Raw genomic sequence first — 19386 nt, 5'->3', positions numbered from 1 at the left:
CGTCACTGGCCGGCCTCCTTCAGGGCGTTGAGGATGTTGACGCCGCGGAACAGCGCCGACGGGCAGCCGTGGCTCACCGGCGCGACCTGTCCCGGCTGGCCCTTGCCGCAGTTGAACGCGCCGCCGAGCACGTACGTCTGCGGGCCGCCGACGGCCTCCATGGAGTTCCAGAAGTCGGTCGTGGTGGCCTGGTAGGCGACGTCGCGCAGCTGCCCGGCCAGGCGCCCGTTCTCGATCCGGTAGAACCGCTGCCCGGTGAACTGGAAGTTGTAGCGCTGCATGTCGATCGACCAGCTCTTGTCGCCGACGATGTAGATGCCGCGCTCGACGCCGGAGATCAGCTCGGCGGTGGACGGGCCGTTCTCGGCGGGCTGGAGCGAGACGTTCGCCATCCGCTGGATCGGCATGCTGGACGGGGCGTCGGCGAACGCGCAGCCGTTGGAGCGCTCGGCGCCGGTGAGGCGGGCGATGCGGCGGTCGGTCTGGTAGCCGGTGAACAGCCCGCCGGAGACGATGTCGAACGCCCGGGTCCGCACGCCCTCGTCGTCGTAGCCGATGGTGGCCAGTCCGTGCTCGGCGGTGCGGTCCCCGGTGATGTTCATGACCTCGGAGCCGTACCGCAGGTTCCCGAGCTTGTCCGGGGTGGCGAACGAGGTGCCCGCGTAGGCGGCCTCGTAGCCGAGCGCCCGGTCCAGCTCGGTGGCGTGCCCGATCGACTCGTGGATCGTCAGCCAGAGGTTGGACGGGTCGACGACGACGTCGTACACGCCCGCCTCGACCGACGGCGCGGCGAGCTTCTCGGCGAGGAGCTCGGGGATGCGGGCCAGCTCGCCGTCCCAGTCCCAGTGCTCGCCCGACAGCCACTCCCACCCGTACCCGGCGGGCGGCGCGAGCGTGCGCATCGTGTCGACGAGGCCGCCGGACAGGCCCACGGCGTTCACGACGGGGTGCAGCCGGACGCGCTGCTGGGTGGTGACGGTCCCGGCGAGGTCGGCGAAGAACTTGTTCTCCTTGACCTGCAGCAGCGTCGCGTCCACGTGGTCGACGCGGTCGTCGCCGAGGAGCCGGCGGCTCCAGCCCGACAGCAGCGCCACCTTGTCCGCGGTCGGCACGTCGAACGGGTCGGTCTCGTAGGACGAGACCCACGTGCGCTCGCCGTGCACGGGCTCGGGGGCCAGCTCGATGGGCTCGCGGTTGACGGGCCCGGCGACCGCGGCGACGTCGACGGCCTGGGCCGCGACCCGGGCGGCCCCCTCGGGCGTCAGGTCGATGCCGGCGGCGAAGCCCCAGGTGCCGTCCTTGACGACGCGGACCGAGAGGCCGACGTCGTCGGCGTCCAGCGCGGTCTCCAGCGCGGCGTCGTGCAGGCGGAGGGTCTGGCTGCGGATGCGCTCCAGGCGGAAGTCGGCGTGCTCGGCGCCCAGCTCCCGGGCCCGGGACAGCGCCGCGTCGGCCAGCGCTCGAAGCGGCAGCGCGGTGAAGGTGGGATCGATGTCATGCACCCTTGGGAACCTACCCGCCGCGCCCGGGACGGCACCCGAACAAACCCGGGTGAGCGGATCTTGTCGGTTCGGCACATCCGCAGGGGGCCGGAAGGCCACTAGTGTCGTGCGCTGTCATCAGCGAACAGCCAACGAGAGGGTCGTGATGAGTCGCTCTGTCCTCGTCACCGGGGGGAACCGGGGCATCGGCCTGGCGATCGCCAGGGAGCTCGCCGCCGCGGGCGACGCGGTCGCCGTCACCTACCGGTCCGGCGAGCCGCCCGAGGGGCTGTTCGGCGTGCGCTGCGACGTGACGAGCGCCGAGGACGTCGACGCCGCGTTCGGCAAGGTCGAGGCGGAGCAGGGCCCGGTCGAGGTGGTCGTCGCCAACGCCGGGATCACCAAGGACACCCTGCTGGCGATCATGAGCGAGGAGTCGTTCACGTCCGTGATCGACACCAACCTGACCGGCGCGTTCCGCGTCGCCAAGCGCGGCGTGAAGGGCATGATGCGCAAGCGGAAGGGGCGCATCGTGCTGGTCTCGTCGGTCGTGGGCCTGATGGGCTCGCCGGGGCAGGCCAACTACGCGGCGTCCAAGGCGGGCCTGGTCGGGTTCGCGCGGTCCCTGGCCCGCGAGCTGGGCTCGCGCGGCATCACGGTGAACGTGGTCTCGCCGGGGTTCGTCGACACCGACATGACGCAGGCGCTCACCGAGGACCAGCAGAAGGGCATCCTGTCCGCGATCCCGATGGGGCGGATGGCGGAGCCGGACGAGGTCGCCAAGGCCGTGCGGTTCGTGGCGAGCGAGGACGCCGCCTACATCACCGGGGCCGTGATCCCGGTCGACGGCGGCCTGGGAATGGGGCACTGACGGGCATGGGAATCCTCGAAGGCAAGCGCATCCTGGTCACCGGCGTCCTCACCGACGCCTCGATCGGCTTCCACGTCGCGCGGGTCGCGCAGGAGCAGGGCGCCGAGGTGGCGCTGACCGCCTACCCGCGCCCGACGCTCACCGCCAGGACCGCCAAGCGGCTCCCGTCCGGTCCCGACTCGCCGCCGCCGGTGATCGAGCTGGACGTGATGAACACCGAGCAGCTGGACGCCCTCGCCGGGAACCTGCGCGACAACGGCTTCGACCACCTGGACGGCGTCGTCCACGCGATCGGGTTCGCGCCGCAGACCGCGCTCGGCGGTAACTTCCTGGAGACGCCCTGGGAGGACGTGGCGACCGCCGTGCACGCCTCGACGTACTCGCTGAAGTCGCTGACGATGGCGTGCCTGCCGCTGATGAAGGACGGCGGCTCGGTCGTCGGCCTGGACTTCGACGCCACCAAGGCGTGGCCGGTGTACGACTGGATGGGCGTGGCCAAGGCCGGCCTGGAGTCGTGCTCCCGCTACCTGGCCAAGTACCTCGGCCCGCAGGGCATCCGGGTGAACCTCGTCGCCGCCGGGCCGCTCGCCACGATGGCGGCCAAGAGCATCCCCGGCTTCGAGGGCATGACCGACATGTGGCCGAAGGCGGCCCCCCTCGGCTGGGACATCAAGGACAGCGAACCGACCGCCCGCGCATGCGCCGCCCTCCTGTCGGACTGGTTCCCCGCCACCACGGGCGAGATCGTCCACGTGGACGGCGGCCTCCACGCCATGGGCGGCATGGACTGATCAGCCGCCGCCTCTAGGCGGCGGTCAGGTACGCCGGCGGCGGAGGGCTCGGCCTACGACGGAGATGTTGAGGGCGCCTACGGCGCCTGCTGTGGCCGCGGCGGCGGCTACCAGGAGCATCTGGCCGTCGTCCTGCTGAGAGGCCGCCACGGGCGAGATGAGGCGCGTCTGCGGCATGGCGACGGTGTCGGCGTGCGGGTTCTGGTAGGCGTTCGGGTCCGCGGCGATCTCCGGGGTCGGCAGGACGCCGGGCAGGCCGGACGTCGCGGGCGGCGCGTCCTCCGAGTACGGCTGCGGGATCCTGGAGCCGGTCATGGTGGCCGGCGGGGCCGGAGCGCCACCGCCGCTGGGGGCCGAGGCCGGCTTCCGCGGCTTCCTGGCCGGGGCCTTGGGCGTCTTGTTCGCCGGCTTCTTGCCGGTGGTGGTCTTCTTGGTGGTCTTGGACTGGGTGGGCTTCGGTGTGGGCGTCGGCGTCTTCGGGGTGAGCGCCTCGCGCATGTTCCCGAGGTTGCACTTCCAGTTCTCGATCGTGGTCTCCGGGTCGACGCCCTTCTTGCAGACCTCGGCCGCCGCGGCTTGGGACGCCGGGGCCGCCAGGAGAAGGACGAGCGCGCCCGCCGAGACCACCGCAGAAGCCGTACCGACACGCCTGACCCGCTGAGCCATGTCGCTCCTCCACCCCGTTTTGTGAGCATTTGCCAACCCTGTTGACATCGTGTCCCATACGGGCCTGCCGGTAAACCGCGACACGAGGGTTTCTTTACCTCGTCACCGGCTCACTGGGTCACCAGTTTCGCGAGCCTGGTGCGCCGCCCGGAGCCGCCGTCCTCGCGGACGGCCCTGGCCAGCGCCGGACCGGACGCCTGCACGACCGAAAGGTGCCGGAGCGCCAGCCCGAACGCGGTGGCCACCAGCGGACGCGACAGGCCCTCCGGCGACATGACCGCGACCACGGCCGGCCGCCGGGTGCCGCGTGCCTGCGCCACCGTGAGGGCCCAGCCGTGCCGCAGCCGGGACGCGTCCGCCGGGGCGACGACGGCCGGGCCGCCGGGGAAGCCGACGTCCAGCCCGTGCGGGCCGCCGCCGGTCACCACGCCGGTCTCGCCGGGCGCGGCCTGGGGGAGCGGCGCGGCGACGACCACCCGGTCGCCGGGGTCCATCCCGCCGAACCTGCCGGGCCCGGGGTTCAGCCGCTCCTTGAGCGCCGCGTTGAGGGCCCGGGTGCCCGCCTCGCCGCCCGCGGCCGGGGCGACGACCTGGACGTCCTCGACGGCGATCCCGAGCGCGCGGGGGATCGAGTCGGCGACGAGCTGGACGGCCCGGTGCACCGCCTCCGCGGGGCCGGTGGCGGGCACGATCACGACCTCGCGCCCCGGCGCGTCCACGGCGGCCAGGTCGCCGCCGCGCACCGCCTCGGCGAGCGCGCCGAGCGGGCCGGACGGCGGCGCGGCGTCCAGCGCGACGACGGGGACGGTCTCGGAGGCCTCCAGATCGTCCAGCGGGCGGCCGGGCCCGGCGGGCGGCGGGGCGCCGGGCTCGGCGCACAGCACGAGGTGGGCGCCGTCGGGGCACGCCTCGGCCAGGACCGCGCACAGTTCGACGTCGAGCACCGAGGCGTCCGCCACGATGACCAGGTCGAGGTCGAACGGGTGGTGCTCGCCGCGCCCGTAGACGACGGTTCCCGGCGAGGCCGCCGGTTCCTCCCGCGGCTCCAGCAGCCGGTGCAGGCCGGTGACCGCGACGCCCTCGGCGCCCCCGGGAACGGCGGCGGCGAGATCGGCGGCGGCGCGGTCGGTGGGCGCGGCGATGGCCGTCCGCACGCCCTGGCCCGCCGCCGCCGCGGCGATGCCGGTGACGGCTTGGGCGAGGTCGTCCGGCGTGCCGCGCAGGATGCTCACCCCGGTGCGGAGCGCGGCGGTGAGGGCGAGGGAGCGGTCCTCGGGCAGCCCGTCGCGCAGGCCCTTGACGGCCGCGTCGTCCAGCAGCGGCACGGCGGTGGCCGTCAGCCGCTGGAAGCCCTCGGCGGCGGCCTCCTCCGCGAGCGCCCACCGTGCCGGGCCGAGCGTCTCCTCCGGTTCGGGCGGCTCGGCGTCCTCGTCGAGGAACTCCTCGTCGAACGCGGGCTCCTCGGTGAGGGCGAGGACCTCCGCCTCGTCCAGCGCGGCCTCCACGGCGCCCTGCGGGTCGGGGACCCGCAAACCCTCCAGCGCGGACACCACCTCGGCGGCGGGCGTGACCGTGTGCCCCCCGCGCGCGGCCTCGGTCAGCACGTGCAGGACGAGCGCGCGGCCGCGGCGCGGGTCGTCGGGCCGGGCGTCCGGCCCGAGGAGGGCGCGGGCGAAGTGGTCGGCCTGCCGGGGCTGGACGCCGGGGACGCGCAGCAGCCGCCACGGGTCGGCGCGCAGCCCGGCGGCGGCGTCCGGGCCGAGCCGCGCGGCGGCGCCGGCGGCTAGCGGCGCGGGGACGCCCGTCGCGGAGAACAGCTCGGTGAGGTCCCGCAGGCCCTCCCGCGCGGACGGCGGCGGACCCGGCGGCGCGGCGGGCGCGGGCTCGCGGGGTTCCTCGTCGCGCCGGACGTCGAGGGCCTCGGCGGCGGCCTCGGCGGCGCGCATCGCCTCCGCGGCGCGCGCCGCCCGCTCCGCGGGGGTGAGGTCTGCGGGGGCGGGGTCAGGGGTCTCGGTCACGGGCTTCCCGTCGCGGCTGAACACGGTTGGCGGTGGAACGTCCCGAGGGTGTCACGGGCCGGACGCGGTGTCGGAGACGTCGTCCAGCGCGCCGCGGATCTCGTTCGGCAGCGTCAGGTCCTCGCTGTCCAGAATGGCGCCGAGCTGCGCGACCGTCCGGGCGCCGACGATCGGCGCGGCCACCCCCGCCCGGTCGCGGACCCACGCGAGCGCGACGGCGAGGGGGGAGCGGCCGAGGCCCTCGGCGGCGGTCACCACCGACTCCACGATCCGGGCGCACTCGTCGTCGAGGTAGGGCTGGACGAACTCGGAGAAGTGCGGGGCGGCGGCGCGCGACCCGGCGGGGATGCCGGTGCGGTACTTGCCGGTGAGCACCCCGCGGCCGAGCGGCGAGCACGGCAGCAGCCCCGCCCCGGCGTCCAGCGCCGCGGGCGCGACCTCGCGCTCGACGTCGCGGCGCAGCAGCGAGTACTCCAGCTGCGCGGACACGATCGGGGCGCGGCCCGGCCACGCCCGCTGCCAGGCGGCGGCCTTGGACACCTGCCAGCCCGCGTAGTTCGACACCCCGACGTAGCGGGCCCGGCCGGACGCGACCGCCTCGTCCAGCGCCGACAGCGTCTCCTCCAGCGGCGTGGCCGGGTCGTACACGTGCAGCTGCCACAGGTCGACGTACTCCAGGTCCATCCGGTCCAGGGAGGCGTCCAGGGCGCGGAGCAGGTGCCGGCGGGACCCGTCGTAGCGGCCGTTCGGCCTGATCGCCGCCTTGGTCGCGATGACGAGGGCGTCCCGGTCGACCGTCTCGCGGAGCAGGTGGCCGAGGATCCGCTCGCCGTAGCCCTCGTTGTAGACGTCGGCGGTGTCCACCAGCGTGCCCCCGGCCTCGACGAACGCGGTGAGCTGCGCGGCGGCCTCGTCCGGACCGGTGTCCTGGCCCCAGGTCATGGTGCCGAGGCCCAGCCGGGACACCAGCAGCCCGCTCCGCCCGAGGTGACGCTCCTTCATAGGCGGTCAATGTAGCGGTCCGCGCGGGCCGCGCGAGAAGCGGGAGATCGGCCCGCGCGGATTCCCGCCCGGTGCAAAGATCCTGGTGACATCTATTGCCGGGGCCGCCGCGCGGCTAAAGTTCGTGCCCATGGCGCCACCCCCGTTCTCGATGTACTCGCCGAAGTCGCCGGACGGCGACGGCGGGCCGCACGTGGCGCCGGTGTTCGGCGCGGGACCGGGCGACGACCCCGGTTACCTCGCCTCCCTGGCCGGCGGCACCGAGCTCGGCCGCCTGCGGGCGATGATGATCTTCCTGCTGGCCGCCCCCGTCCTGATCTTGGCGATCACGCCGCTGATCGTGCAGGGCGGCGAGGACGCCCCGCCCTGGGCCTACCTTCCGCTGCTGCCCGCGGCGCTGGTCGCGATGACGGTCGGTCCGCGCACCCCGCGGGCGATGACGCCGGGGGCCGGCCCCGCGGCGGCCGCGCGGACCGCGCTGCTGATGTTCCGGCAGGCGGTGCTGCTGCGGTTCGCGCTGGCCGAGGCCGTGATCCTGCTGGGGCTGCCGCTGGCGATGGTCGGGCAGAGCGAGCTGGTCTTCGTCGCCGGATTCGTCGTCGGCTACCCGCTGCTGGTCTGGCTGGCGCTGCCGACCCGCGGCGGGGTGGAGCGGCTGCGGCGCCGCCTGGAGTCGGGGGGCGCCGAGTCGCACCTGTGGGCGGTGCTGCTGGCCGCCCCCGCGTCCGCCGGCGACGCGCCCGGCGGCGACGCGTCTCCAGGCGGCACCCCGCCGGCGGATGACGCGCCGCCCGGCTAGAGCCAGCCGCTCTTGCGGAGCCTGCGGAACAGCAGCGTGCACACGACCGCCATGACCGCGAGGGCCAGCGGGTATCCGAAGGTCCAGTGCAGCTCGGGCATGTGGTCGAAGTTCATGCCGTAGATCCCGGCCATCGCCGTCGGCACCGCGATGATCGCGGCCCACGCGGAGATCTTGCGCATGTCCTCGTTCTGCCGCTTGCCGAGCAGCGCGAGATGCGCGGTGAGGACGCTGTTGAGCAGCTCGTTGTGCGCGTCGACCTGCCCGTCCACGCGCAGCAGGTGGTCCTGGACGTCGCGGAAGTACTCGCGGGTGGAGGCGCACTCGGGGACGCGGCCCCTCACGATCTCCTGCATCACCGGGACGAGCGGGTCCTCGGCGCTCCGGAACTCCAGGACCTCCCGCTTGAGGGAGTAGATGTCGGCGGTGACGTCCCGCGCGCCCGTGTCGAACACGGCGCGTTCGAGCCCGATGATGTCGACCTCGACCTCGTGGACGACGAGGCCGTACTGGTCGACGACCTCGTCGCACACCGCGTACAGGACGGCGGTGGCGCCGTGCTTGAGCAGCTCGGGCGAGTCCTCCAGCCGCTTGCGGACGGGGCCGAGCGGGTTGCCGCCGCCGTGCCGGACGGTGACGACGAAGTCGCGGCCGAGGAAGAGCATGATCTCGCCGACCTCGATGTCGGACGTCTCGTCGACGTAGGTGATCGTCTTCAGCACGATGAACAGCGTGTCGTCGTAGCGTTCCAGCTTGGGCCGCTGGTGGGCGGCCACGGCGTCCTCGGCGGCGAGCGGGTGCAGCCCCAGCTCCTCCTTGACGAGCTCGAACTCCTCCTCGTCGGGTTCGAACAGGCCGATCCACAGGAAGCATTCGCCGTTCTCGCGCGCGAGATCGAAGGCGTCGCTGATGTCGCCGTCGATGTCGTGGCGCTTCCCGCCCGCGTAGATGGCCTTGTCCACGATCACACGGGGCATTCTTCCGCATCGTGGCCGTGGCCGCCGCCGGTCGGGTGCCGGTCATCTTCTAGAGTGGCCGCTGTGACCACCCTCCTCCTGGTACGGCATGGCCTGACCGCGATGACCGGCCCCGTGCTGGCCGGCTGGACCCCTGGGGTCCGGCTCGACGAACGCGGCCGCGCGCAGGTCACCCGGCTCGCCGCCCGCCTGGCGCCGCTCCCGCTCGCCGCGATCGTGACCAGCCCCCTGGAACGCTGCGCCGAGACCGCCGAGGCGATCGCCGCCGGGCACGGCCGCCCGATCGAGAAGATCGAGACGGACGAGCGGTTCGGCGAGGTCCGCTACGGCGACTGGACGGGCCGTCCCCTCAAGGAACTGGCCGAGGAGCCCCTCTGGCGGGTGGTGCAGGCGCACCCGAGCGCCGCGCGGTTCCCCGGCGAGGACGGCGAGTCCCTCGCCGGGGCGCAGCACCGCGCCGTCGCCGCCGTCCGCGACTGGAACGAGCGGATCGCCGCCGCGCACGGCCCGGACGCCCTCTACGCGGTGTGCAGCCACGGCGACATCATCAAGTCGGTCGTCGCCGACGCGCTCGGCCTCCACCTGGACCAGTTCCAGCGGATCCAGGCCGACCCCGCTTCGCTGACCGTCATCCGGTACACCGAAACGCGGCCGTTCGTCGCCCGCGTCAACGACACCGGCGGCGATGTGGCCGGTCTCGTTCCCGAGCCGCCGGAGGAAGGTTCCGGGAAAGACGGACTCGGCCCGGATGACGCGCCCGTGGGCGGCGGCGCGTAGGGTCGTTGTCATGCCCGTCATCTCCTACGACCCGCCGGAGCGCTTCGTCGCGGGCGCCGTCGGGCGGCCGGGCGACCGGGCCTTCTACCTGCAGGCGCGTTCCGGCCGCCGCGTCACCAGCGTCGCCCTGGAGAAGTTCCAGGTGACGCTGCTGGCCGAGCGGCTCGAGGAGCTGCTGGACGAGGTGCTGCGGCGCAGCGGCGGGGACGCCCCGGTGCCGGCGGCGACCCCGTCGGAGCTCACGGACGACGGCCCCCTCGACCAGCCGGTCGAGGAGGAGTTCAAGGTCGGCACGATGGCGCTCGCGTGGGACCCCGACGACGAGCAGGTCGTCATCGAGGCCCAGGAGGTCACCGAGGCCGAGGAGGACGCCGAGGTCGGCGATGAGGACCCGGCCATCGCGGTGCTGCGGGTGCGGATCAGCGCCGCGCAGGCCCGCGCGTTCGCCGAGCGCGCCCTGAAGGTCGTGGCCGCGGGGCGCCCGCCCTGCCCGCTGTGCGGCCTGCCGCTCGACGCCGAGGGGCACGTGTGCCCGCGCCAGAACGGATACCACGGCTGATATGGCGCCCTCGAACCCGTCCCCCAGGGCCGTCCGCGCGTGCGCCGCGCCCCGGCCCGGTGAGGACGAAAAGGGCCCGCCGTACTGGATCAAGAAGCGGGCCGCCGGGAGAATGAGCGCATGACGCAGTCCTCCCGGGACCGGGCGCCCGCAGACGACGCCGGGCGGGGCAGGCCCGGACGCCGGGTCCCTCCCCGCGACGTGGCCGCCGCCGAGGAGCTGCTGTCGTCCGGGCGGCTCAGCGTGGAGGGCCGGCTCGTCCAGGCGTCCAACGCCACCCTCTACTGCTCCGTCGACCTCGACGGGCTCACCGGCGCCTGCGTCTACAAGCCCGTCGCCGGGGAACGGCCGCTGTGGGACTTCCCGGACGGCACCCTCGCCGAGCGGGAGGTCGCCGCGTACGAGGTGTCCAAGGCCATGGGCTGGGGGACCGTCCCGCCCACCGTGCACCGCGACGGCCCGTACGGGCCGGGCATGGTGCAGCTGTGGGTCGAGCCCGACCCCGACATCGACCTGGTCGCCCTGTCCCGCTCCGACGACGACGCGATCCGCCGCATGGCGGTGTTCGACGCCGTCGTCAACAACGCCGACCGCAAGATCGGGCACCTGCTGCCGCCCGGCGACGGCCACGTCTACGGCTGCGACCACGGCGTGTGCTTCTCCGTCGACTACAAGCTCCGCACCGTCCTGTGGCAGTGGCGCGGCAAGCCGCTGACCTCCGAGGCGCTGGAGGCACTGGGCCGCGTGGACGAGGGCATCCGCGGCGGCGCCCTCGGCGCCCGCCTGACCGAGCTCCTCACCGCCGACGAGGTCGACGCCACGCGCCGCCGGGTGGAACTGATGCTCAAGCACCGGATCCACCCCTACCCGCCGGAGGACTGGCCCGCCATCCCGTGGCCGCCCCTGTGACCCGTGGCCCCGTGATCCTGTGACCCCGTGATCCCGTGAGCGGGGTCAGTGATCGCGCAGGAGCGAGCCGGCGCCTTCGACGCGGTCCTCGATGCCGTTGTCGCGGAGCGCCATCCACCAGGTCGCGGCGTTGATGGCGATGACGGGCAGGCCCAGCCACCGTTCGGCCTCGTCGGCGAGGCCGACCATCGACAGGTTCGTGCCGCACTGGACGAGCGCGTCCACCTCGCCCGAGGCGAGCTCCCGCAGCGCGGAGCGCAGCTCGTCCTCGGCGACGTGGGCGATCGACACCGCCGTCGGGCATTTCAGGCCGATGATCCGGTCGACGGTGAAGCCGAGCTCGGTGAAGAACCGGTCGACGTTCTCGTCCCCGACCGGCTGGTAGGGGGTGACGACGCCGATGCGGCGCGCGCCGTGCAGGTTCAGTGCCCGCTCGCACGCCTCCGCCCCGGTCGCCACCCGCAGCCCGGTGATGCCGGTGATCTGCCGGACGAACTCCTTGTTGCCCTCCACGCCGCCCCAGAACGTCTCGGCGGACATGCCCATCACCATGTAGTCGGGCTCGCAGGTCAGGACCCGCTCGCAGGCGCCGCCGATCTCGTCGCGGATCTGCTCCAGCAGGCGCTCCATGCCCGCGTCGCCGTCCATGTTCTGGTCGCGGATGTGGATGCGGGAGAAGTGGGACGTCACGCCCGGGACGCCCATCCGGTAGAAGTCGGGTTCCACGATGGTGTTGGTGGACGGCGCGATCACTCCGAACTTGCGCCGCCAGCCGAGTGCGTCGGTCATGCCGGCACCGCCTCCTCTTTCTCCTTGTTCGCGTCCGCGGCCCGGCCGAGCCGCCAGGCGGCGAACGCGAAGGCCGCCTGGGTGACGGTGTTGCAGGCCTGCTCGACCCATTGCAGCGCGATGGTCTGCTCGGCCCGCGCCGCCATCGGGCCGAGGAGGTACTGGCCGCCCAGCCACAGCGCGAACAGCGACGCGGCGAGCGGGTCGCCGCGGCGGCGGGCGTCCAGCGCCAGCAGCACCGCCACGGCGGTCACCGCCGCGATCGTCCACACCATGGCGGGCCAGGTGTCGCTCAGGGCCGCCGAGGCGGCCAGGGCGGCGGCGAGCGGGACGGGCAGGGCCGCGCGCCACCGGCCCCGCGTCAGCGCGAACACCAGGAGGGTGAAGCCGGTGGCCAGCAGCGGGAACAGCGCGTGGTACATCCACTGGATGTCGGGGCCGTCGAGCGCGACGATGAGCTTCCAGGTCGCCTTGGCGAAGCCGCCCGACACGACCAGGACCGCCGCCGGCAGGACGAGGGGGTGGCGGTGCCGCAGCATCGCCACCCCGAACGCGGTCAGCGCGACGGGGACGAAGTCCTCGACGGCGAGGGAGACGGGGTAGTCGGTCATGGCGCCTCGGCGAACAGGTCGCGCTTGCGGAACTTCGCCGTGGCGAACCGTCCCATGATCTTGGGGGTGGTCAGCCAGGCGACCTTCCCGCCGTTCCCGGTCCCGGCGAGGATCTTCTCGGCCAGCCAGGGCGTCACGGTCTCCACCCGGTCGGCGAGGATGTTGAAGACCTTCTTGGCCTTCTCCAGCTCCTCGGGGGAGTAGTCCTTGAGCAGCAGGTCGGTGACGACCATGCCGGGGGACAGGTGCGCGACCTTCACCGGGCCGCCCTTGACCTCCTTGGCCAGCCCGGTGGTGAGGTAGTCGGTGCCGCGCTTGGTCGCCCCGTATCCGACCAGGCCGGGGACGGTGCGGCCGTCGCTGCCGAGGCCGGCCATGTTCCAGACCGTCCCGCCGCCCTGCGCGGTCATGCCCGCGACCGCGACCGCGCTGCCGTGCAGGACGCCGAGGAAGTTGACGGCGACCGTGGTCTCCAGCTGCCCGGCGGGCGTCTCGGCGAGCGGGCGGCGGGAGGTGGAGACGCCGGCGTTGTTGATCCAGTGGTCGACGCGGCCGAGTCCGGCGGCGGCCCAGTCCCACAGGGCCTGCACCTGGTCGCGGTCGGCGACGTCGCAGACCGTGCCGGACGCGCCGTCCCCGAGTTCGGCGACGGCCTTGTCGACCCCTTCGCGGGACCGGCCGCAGATCGCGACCCGCGCGTCCCGGGCGAGGAACTCCCGCGCCAGGCCGAGGCCGATGCCCCGCGTCCCGCCCGTGATGACGACCGTGGTCTCGCGCGTGGTCACTGGGCGGCCTCCCAGGTCAGGACGCCGTGCAGGACGCACGTCAGCACGTTGCCCTCGAAGAGCTCGTACGCGACGGTGAGCGTCTCGCCGGCGGTCATCCCCGGCGCGGCGTCGATCATGAATTCGCGGCCCTTGGCCTTCCACACGTCGGTGAAGTGCAGGCTGGGGTAGTTGGCCCGGCCGAAGGAGATCGCGTTGCCCCAGGCGTCCGGTCCCTCGTAGAAGTGCCGGAAGCCGTCCCGCCGCGCCTCGACCGTGTACATGCGGTCGAGGGCGCCGGACCAGGTGACGTGCTGGCGGGTGCGCAGCAGGTCGAGCGGTTCCAGCTCCACCGACACGGTCACATCGCCGATGAGCTTCTGGTCGGCGCCCCACAGCTCGCAGGTGCCGGAGTAGGCGCCGCGCTGCTTGGTGGGCAGGATGTAGGGGGTGGGGCCGTTGCGGGTCTCACCCTCCAGGAACCCGGCGATCGCGTCCCTGGTCGCGGGGTCGGCGTCGTAGTCGGTGCTGCGCCGGTAGACGCCGTTGAAGCAGCCCACGACCGCCCAGCCCTGGTAGAGGGTGGACGAGTAGACCTGCGTCTCGCCGTCGGGCAGCACGTGGTTCCAGGTGTTGAGGTCGACCTGCCAGCCGGGCCCGTAGTAGTGCGCGTCGACGAAGCCGCCGTAGGGCTGCCCGGTGCCGTGGAAGTCGGGGCCGGTGTAGAGGCGGTCGCTGTCGGAGTCGACCACCCCGAACGCGAACGGCGCGCCCAGCCGGAACCGGCCGGCCATCGGGCCGCCGCCCTCCAGCCCGCCGTCCATGTAGTAGGTGGTCGTCCCGTCCTCGAACACCGACGACCGGCGGATGTCCTCGTACCCCTGCCAGGTGCCGGTGCCGTCGAACAGCGACGGGCGGCCGTGCCACTCGCCGGCGATCCGGGTCTGCCACTCGCTCGGTTCAGCCACCCTGCACCTCGTTCGTCAGAAGTTCGCCGCGCAGCGCCTCGGACTGCTCGTCGCCGAGCAGCCGCGTCACGTTGGCCCAGACCGGGTCGACCTCGGGGCTGAACAGGTTCGCGCGGCTGCGCTCGTCGCGCGCGGCCAGGTCGGTGTCGGCGAGGGTCGCCACGACGTCGGCGGGCAGGCCCTTGTCGACCAGGCCGCGCCAGTGCTCGAAATACCGGTCGAGGTACTCGCCGATCGCGGCGAAGTGCTCCTCGTCGGCCCTGTTCACCAGCATCCAGGGCGACATCATCGCGTGCTGGCGGGGGCCGATCGCGGCGGTGGACGGCCCGAACCGCTCCCGGACCTCCTCGAACGCGGGGGTGAGCGGCTGGTAGACCGCGTTGGTGTACTCCAGGTGGCACGCCAGGTCGGCGCGCTGGACGAGGTCGATGTGGTAGGCGAGGTAGCCGCCCGCCATGACCGAGTCGAGCGTGAAGTGCGGGACGGCCGAGTCCGCCGGGGCGAACGCGAAGATCATGTGGCTGTCCATGCCGATCTGCTCGACCGTCAGGCCGATGCGGACGACCTTGGCGATCCGCTCGCCGCGCAGGACCTCCAGCTCGCCGACGGGGCCGGGGGACATCGGGCTCGTCAGTTCCCGCACGGTGACCGGGGTCAGCTCCTCGACGCCGGACAGCGCCGCCATGGTCCGTTCGCTCAGTGCCCTGGGCAGGGACGCCGTCACTTGTCTTCTCCTTCGCCGGTCGTTTTCGCGGCCGCCGCGGTCTCCTCGGCGGGCGCTTCGTGCACCGTCCCGTTGGACGTCTCCGCGGCCGCGGGGTCCGCGCCGCGTGTCTCCGCGCCCCGCGCTTTGTGCATCCAGGCCCGTGCCAGCTCCGGGTTCTCGCGGCGGGCGGGGGAGGCGATGACGGTGGCGCTCTTGCGCGGGCCGGGGTCGGACATCATGTCCTCGTCGCCGATCCACCACCCGTCGGCCATCAGCTGCTGCCGGCGCCGCCGGTAGGCGACCTGGAGGGAGTCGCTGCGCAGGTGCAGCTCGGCGGGCAGGTCGTAGGGCAGCAGCTCGGGGCGCTGGCTCTCCACCACCGGCTTGTCCTGGAGCAGGATGCTCGCGATGCGGCGGCGGGAGTCGCGGTCGGCCCACTTCCCGGTGAAGAAGTTGCGGTAGCCGACGATCTTGATCAGGGTGCGGTCCCGGCTCAGCGGGATGTTGTGGTCGTAGAGGATCATGTCGCCGAACGGCAGCCGCACGTGCAGCTTGACGATGTTCGGCAGGTACCAGCCGTTGGTCACCACCAGCTCGCTGGGCCCGTCCTTCTTGTAGAGGCGCTTCCACAGGCCCCGGGCGGGCGGCGGGCTGAGCTTGATGTCGGCCACGGCCGACCAGTCGTCCTGGGTGATCTCGTAGTCGGGGATCTCCGGCTTGTCCGGGTTTCCGAACCGGGTGCCGTGCACGAACGGCGTGTGCGAGGCGTCCACGACGTTCTCGAACGTCCGCTCGTAGTTGGCCTCGATCACCATCTCGACGTCCACCCGGGCGAACGACGGGTCGTCGTGCTCGGGGAAGTGCGGGATCGGGGGCCTCTCGTCCTCGGGCAGGTCGCCGAGGAACGCCCAGATCATCCCGTACTCCTCCCGGACCGGGTAGGAGTCGACGCGGGCCTTCTTCGGGATGCCGCGACCCTCGGGGTTGGCCGGGATCAGCGTGCAGGCGCCCGCCGGGTCGTACCGCCAGCCGTGGTAGGGGCAGGCGATCTGGTCGTCGACCAGCGTGCCCCTCGACAGCGCCGCGCCGCGGTGCGCGCACAGGTCCGACAGGCAGACCACGGCGCCGTCGCGCTTGCGGTAGATGACGAAGTCCTGGCCGAGGCACGTGACCCGCTTGGGGGTGCGGGTGACGGCGTCGGCGAACTCCACCGCGTACCAGAAGTTCTTCAGCATGTCGGCTCCCTATCGGCGCCGCAGGTCGATGTGCGCCGGGTCGGCGGACGGCGCCACGTCCTCGCCGCGCAGGTGGGCGCGGAGGAACGCGACGGTGAGGTCCGTGAAGGCGCCGCGGGCCGCGGCGGGGTCGGTCTCGGCCTCCAGGTCGAGGAAGGCGCGGGCCGCCGTCGGGTCGACGGGGTCCGCGATGGCGAAGTGGTTGGCGCCCTTCAGCAGGGCGAGCATGTCGTCCGGGCCGGAGAGGGCCTCGGTGAAGGTGCGCGTGATCGGGTCGGCGGCGGCGTCCTGCCCGTACCGGTCGCTGCTGCCCATGATCACGCCGTCCCGGGTGCCGGCGCCGAGCAGCACCGGGCAGTCCACCTGCGCGGGCAGCACGGTTCCGGCGGGCCACCCCAGCATGGTGGCGACCATCGTGTGGGCGCCGTAGGCGAAGCAGGCCCGGACGCCGGGCAGGAACCGGGCCGACTGCAGCACCACGGTGCCGCCCGCCGAGTGCCCGCCGAGGGCGATCCGGTCGAGGTCGAGGACGCCCTTGAGCAGGCCGATCTCCTCCAGCGCGCCGATGACGGCGGGCAGCGCCGGGCAGGTGGGGCGGGTGCCGTAGGCGTCCGGGCGCGCCGCGTCGAGGTCGACGCCCGGGGTGAGCCCGACCTGGCCGCCGAACAGTTCGGCGACGCGGTCGAACGTCACCACGACGAAGCCCGCGGCCGCGATGGCGGCGGCGAGCGGCCGGTACACGGCCTGCTCGACGTTGACTCCGGAGCAGAACACGACCACCGGGTAGGGCGCGCCGGCGGGGTCGGGCGGGATCTGCCCGGAGAGCCGTTCGGCGTCGGTGCCCTCCGCCCGCGCCGGGTAGTAGACCTTCAGGTGGGAGGTGCCGAACGGGGGGCTGCCGCCGCTCGCCGCGGACCACCACAGGGACCGGACGTTCATGGGGAGCGTGCTCATGGACGGGGCGTTCATGGGCGCGGCAGCTTCCGGTCGCCGCCCCACAGGCCGCGGACGAGGAGGTCGGTGGTCTCCTGCCCGAAGTAGCGGACGCCCATGACGTTGGCGGGGTCGCGCTCGGCGATGTTGCGGCGGATCGCCAGGTCGGTCGCGGCCAGCGCCGGGCGCTCGGCCTCGGGGACGGTCTCGGCCTCGTCCACCCAGCCGAGCCAGCGGTCCACGTGCTCGTCCAGCAGCCGCCCGACGAGGTCGATGTTCTTCTCCGCGCGCGGGAAGGAGTAGCAGTGCGCGGTCGGCGACAGGCTCGCCCGGATGAACCCGGCGCGGCTGGTGAACCACTCGAAGCCGGGGTTCTGCTCGCGGACGGCCAGCCACTGCTCGTTGAGCGGCTCGTAGTACCGGTCGTAGTACTCGCCGTCGCTGAGGAGGTTGGTGCGCGGCACCGAGTCGAGGTAGAACCAGCCCTCCGGCCAGACCAGCAGCGCGATGCCGAGGTGCGGCACCCGGACGTGGGGGCCGAGCCACACGGTCAGGTGCAGGTTGGCGAAGCTCGCGGCCGGGTTGCCGAGCCAGGAGCGCACCATCCAGTCGACCTCCGGGCCGCTGTAGGCGGCGAGGGTCCCGCCCGGCCCGTCCGGGTAGGTGCCGTAGGTCTCCAGCGCCTCCGTGGACGGGTCGCGGGTCGTCTCGAACCTCGCGTCGATCTTCGCCTTGAGCGCGTCCAGGATCGCGTCGAACCGCTGGAAGGTCTCGGTGACGTCCACGGTGGGGGATTCGTCGAGCATCTGCTCGACGTGCTGCAGGGTTTCCTTCAACGGGGCGCTCCGCTCGGTGCGTCTGCGGCCAGCGCGGCGACCGCGTGCGCGGGCCGCCCGCCGACCAGGTCGGTGTTCTTGGAGACGAGCCGGTTGACGGCCTGGGCGGGGTGGACGCCGGCGATGGTGACCGGCCCTCCCGCCTGGTTGACCAGGGGATGGCTGATGCGTCCCTCGAAGGGGCCGTCCCAGGACGTCCAAAGCGTGAAGTCGGCGGGCAGGGCCAGGATCAGCCCGCCGTCCGGGCCGGACGCGACGACGTTCAGCCGGTTCTCGGCGGACCGCTCGGGCAGGCCGAGCGCGGTCTCCCACGGTTCGAGGGGGGTGAACGGGACCGCGGCGACGTCGGCGTCGGCGATGGCGGCGAGCCGGAACGTCTCGGGGAACAGCGCGTCGTCGCCGGCGATGAGCGCGAGCCGCCCCCAGGGAAGCGTGAAGATCTCCAGCTTCTCGCCGGCGCCGCCGTGCAGCCGGGGCTGGCGTCCCGCGAGGCCGTCCGCGCCCACCAGGTACGCCGCGTGGCCGCCGTCGCCGTCCCGCACGGTGGTCACCGCGTGGGCGGCGGTGCCGCGCACGGCCTCGGCTAGCGCGGCGATGGCGCCGGCGGGGCGGGCCGCGGCGCCGAACGCCAGCTCGGGCAGGACGACCAGCTCGGCGCCCGCCCGGACCGCCTCGGCCACCAGGCCGGGGGAGCGGACCACGGCGGCGTTGAGCTTCGCGGCCCCGGCGGGCGCGGAACGCGGGACGGGCGGGGCGGTGATCGGCGCGTAGAGGGCGGGCCGGCGCGCGGCGAACAGGTCCGTCCCGTCCGGGCGGACCTTGTCGTCGGCGAGCGCGGGGTCGATGTCGGCGACGACGACCGCCTCGCCGGTGCGCGGCGCCTTGGCCACGACGGTGCCGTCGGGGGCGACGATCTGGCTCTCGCCCGCGCCGTCCAGCAGGCCGGCGGGGACGCCGAGCCGCGCGGCGATGGCGGGCAGCGCCTCCTCCGGAAGCAGCGGGCCGACCTTGTTGGCCGCCACCACCCACACGCGGTTCTCGGCGGCCCGCACCGGGATGTGCAGGCTCGCCTCGTCCAGGGCGAACGAGTTGAGGCTGTTGAGCAGCAGCTGCGCGCCCCGGACGGCCAGGTCGCGGGGTACCTCGCTGGTGACGCCCTCCATGCACGCGTACATGCCGACCCGGCCGTGCGGGGTGTCGATCACGGGCCCGGCGGCGGTGCCGGCGTCGAGGTGGTCGCCCTCGGCGCCCATCAGGACGAGCTTGTCGGCGCGGCCGAGCAGGGCCCCGTCCGGGCCGTAGAGGAGGCTGGCGACCGTCACCCGCCCGCCGGCGGCGAGCGTCACGTTGATCTTGATGTGGGCGCGGTGCGCGGCGGCGCGGGCGGCGACGGCGGCCAGGAACGGGCCGTCGGGCGTGCAGGCGGCGCGTTCCGCCGCGGCGCGGTCGTCGTACCAGGAGATGCGGTTGCAGAACTCCGGCAGGACGATGAGGCGCGCGCCGGCGCCGGCCGCCTCGTCGATCATCCGCAGGCAGGCGTCCAGGTTCGCGCCGGCGTCCCGGCCGGTCGCGAACTGGACGGCGGCCACCCGGACCGGACCCTTGACCGGACCCATGCCGCCTCCTGGTTCCACTGGCGAAACGCTGTTTCCAAACTGTACCGTCGCGGCGCGGTCCGCCGCCAGACGTAGCGC

At 73.6% G+C, this 19386-nt stretch carries 20 protein-coding genes; 6 read left to right on the top strand and 14 right to left on the bottom strand.

Annotated elements, in window-relative coordinates; all coding sequences use genetic code 11:
• Positions 1 to 2: 2 nt before the first annotated feature.
• Positions 3 to 1502: a TldD/PmbA family protein gene (locus E1285_RS17215; protein WP_132153177.1), complete on the bottom strand. Its 1500-nt coding sequence runs from the start codon at positions 1500 to 1502 to the stop codon at positions 3 to 5.
• 145 nt (positions 1503 to 1647) lie between these two features.
• Between E1285_RS17215 and E1285_RS17210 the strand changes: the two genes are divergently transcribed.
• Positions 1648 to 2352, top strand: coding sequence for a beta-ketoacyl-ACP reductase (locus tag E1285_RS17210; protein WP_132153175.1), 705 nt, complete (start codon positions 1648 to 1650; stop codon positions 2350 to 2352).
• 5 nt (positions 2353 to 2357) lie between these two features.
• Positions 2358 to 3143 (top strand): enoyl-ACP reductase FabI, encoded by a 786-nt coding sequence (fabI, locus tag E1285_RS17205; RefSeq protein ID WP_132153173.1) that lies wholly within the window; start codon positions 2358 to 2360, stop codon positions 3141 to 3143.
• Between the two features lie 24 nt (positions 3144 to 3167).
• Here the strand turns inward: fabI and E1285_RS17200 are convergent, their stop codons facing one another.
• The 3 genes from E1285_RS17200 to E1285_RS17190 form a co-directional block, all read right to left on the bottom strand.
• Positions 3168 to 3809 (bottom strand): hypothetical protein, encoded by a 642-nt coding sequence (locus E1285_RS17200; RefSeq protein ID WP_132153171.1) that lies wholly within the window; start codon positions 3807 to 3809, stop codon positions 3168 to 3170.
• A gap of 110 nt (positions 3810 to 3919) precedes the next feature.
• Entirely contained in the window at positions 3920 to 5827 is a 1908-nt protein-coding gene (locus E1285_RS17195; protein ID WP_243722847.1) for a helix-hairpin-helix domain-containing protein, read from the bottom strand.
• A 51-nt stretch (positions 5828 to 5878) separates the two neighbouring features.
• Positions 5879 to 6829, bottom strand: coding sequence for an aldo/keto reductase (locus tag E1285_RS17190; protein WP_132153169.1), 951 nt, complete (start codon positions 6827 to 6829; stop codon positions 5879 to 5881).
• Between the two features lie 130 nt (positions 6830 to 6959).
• On the opposite strand from E1285_RS17190, the gene E1285_RS17185 reads away from it, so the two are divergent.
• Entirely contained in the window at positions 6960 to 7628 is a 669-nt protein-coding gene (locus tag E1285_RS17185; protein WP_207946633.1) for a hypothetical protein, read from the top strand.
• Here E1285_RS17185 and corA read toward each other — a convergent pair.
• Positions 7625 to 8605 carry a magnesium/cobalt transporter CorA gene (corA, locus tag E1285_RS17180; RefSeq protein WP_132153167.1) on the bottom strand — a complete coding sequence of 327 codons (981 nt, stop codon included), beginning with the start codon at positions 8603 to 8605 and terminating at the stop codon, positions 7625 to 7627. The genes E1285_RS17185 and corA overlap by 4 nt on opposite strands.
• Before the next feature lie 63 nt (positions 8606 to 8668).
• Between corA and E1285_RS17175 the strand changes: the two genes are divergently transcribed.
• From E1285_RS17175 to E1285_RS17165, 3 genes are all read left to right on the top strand, one after another.
• A complete protein-coding gene (locus E1285_RS17175; protein ID WP_132153165.1) occupies positions 8669 to 9382 on the top strand; it encodes a histidine phosphatase family protein in 714 nt (237 codons plus the stop codon).
• 10 nt (positions 9383 to 9392) lie between these two features.
• Complete coding sequence (locus E1285_RS17170) at positions 9393 to 9941, top strand: DUF3090 domain-containing protein (RefSeq protein ID WP_132153163.1); 549 nt, start codon at positions 9393 to 9395, stop codon at positions 9939 to 9941.
• A 120-nt stretch (positions 9942 to 10061) separates the two neighbouring features.
• The gene (locus tag E1285_RS17165; RefSeq protein ID WP_132153161.1) at positions 10062 to 10850 is read left to right on the top strand and encodes an SCO1664 family protein; all 789 of its coding nucleotides are present in this window, start codon (positions 10062 to 10064) and stop codon (positions 10848 to 10850) included.
• Between the two features lie 45 nt (positions 10851 to 10895).
• Here the strand turns inward: E1285_RS17165 and E1285_RS17160 are convergent, their stop codons facing one another.
• The 9 genes from E1285_RS17160 to E1285_RS17120 are packed head-to-tail and all read right to left on the bottom strand — an operon-like array spanning position 10896 to position 19308.
• Entirely contained in the window at positions 10896 to 11639 is a 744-nt protein-coding gene (locus tag E1285_RS17160; protein ID WP_132153159.1) for an arylmalonate decarboxylase, read from the bottom strand.
• The gene (locus E1285_RS17155) at positions 11636 to 12250 is read right to left on the bottom strand and encodes a hypothetical protein (protein ID WP_132153157.1); all 615 of its coding nucleotides are present in this window, start codon (positions 12248 to 12250) and stop codon (positions 11636 to 11638) included. The genes E1285_RS17160 and E1285_RS17155 overlap by 4 nt, the downstream gene beginning before the upstream one ends.
• Positions 12247 to 13035, bottom strand: coding sequence for an SDR family oxidoreductase (locus E1285_RS17150; protein WP_132153155.1), 789 nt, complete (start codon positions 13033 to 13035; stop codon positions 12247 to 12249). The genes E1285_RS17155 and E1285_RS17150 overlap by 4 nt, the downstream gene beginning before the upstream one ends.
• Complete coding sequence (locus tag E1285_RS17145; RefSeq protein ID WP_132153153.1) at positions 13032 to 13982, bottom strand: hypothetical protein; 951 nt, start codon at positions 13980 to 13982, stop codon at positions 13032 to 13034. Before E1285_RS17145 ends, E1285_RS17150 begins: the two co-directional genes overlap by 4 nt.
• Complete coding sequence (locus E1285_RS17140; protein WP_243722846.1) at positions 13975 to 14706, bottom strand: hypothetical protein; 732 nt, start codon at positions 14704 to 14706, stop codon at positions 13975 to 13977. Before E1285_RS17140 ends, E1285_RS17145 begins: the two co-directional genes overlap by 8 nt.
• Entirely contained in the window at positions 14703 to 15923 is a 1221-nt protein-coding gene (locus E1285_RS17135) for an aromatic ring-hydroxylating dioxygenase subunit alpha (RefSeq protein WP_132153151.1), read from the bottom strand. Before E1285_RS17135 ends, E1285_RS17140 begins: the two co-directional genes overlap by 4 nt.
• A 9-nt stretch (positions 15924 to 15932) precedes the next feature.
• The gene (locus E1285_RS17130; RefSeq protein WP_132153149.1) at positions 15933 to 16877 is read right to left on the bottom strand and encodes an alpha/beta hydrolase; all 945 of its coding nucleotides are present in this window, start codon (positions 16875 to 16877) and stop codon (positions 15933 to 15935) included.
• An 11-nt stretch (positions 16878 to 16888) separates the two neighbouring features.
• Positions 16889 to 17692 carry an oxidoreductase gene (locus E1285_RS17125; RefSeq protein ID WP_132153147.1) on the bottom strand — a complete coding sequence of 268 codons (804 nt, stop codon included), beginning with the start codon at positions 17690 to 17692 and terminating at the stop codon, positions 16889 to 16891.
• Positions 17689 to 19308 (bottom strand): nitrilase-related carbon-nitrogen hydrolase, encoded by a 1620-nt coding sequence (locus E1285_RS17120; protein ID WP_132153146.1) that lies wholly within the window; start codon positions 19306 to 19308, stop codon positions 17689 to 17691. Before E1285_RS17120 ends, E1285_RS17125 begins: the two co-directional genes overlap by 4 nt.
• Between the last annotated feature and the right edge of the window lie 78 nt (positions 19309 to 19386).

It is taken from the genome of Actinomadura sp. 7K507, from assembly GCF_004348425.1.
In the GTDB taxonomy this organism is placed as follows: Bacteria; Actinomycetota; Actinomycetes; order Streptosporangiales; family Streptosporangiaceae; genus Spirillospora.
This window is presented reverse-complemented; position numbering and strand designations above follow the sequence as displayed.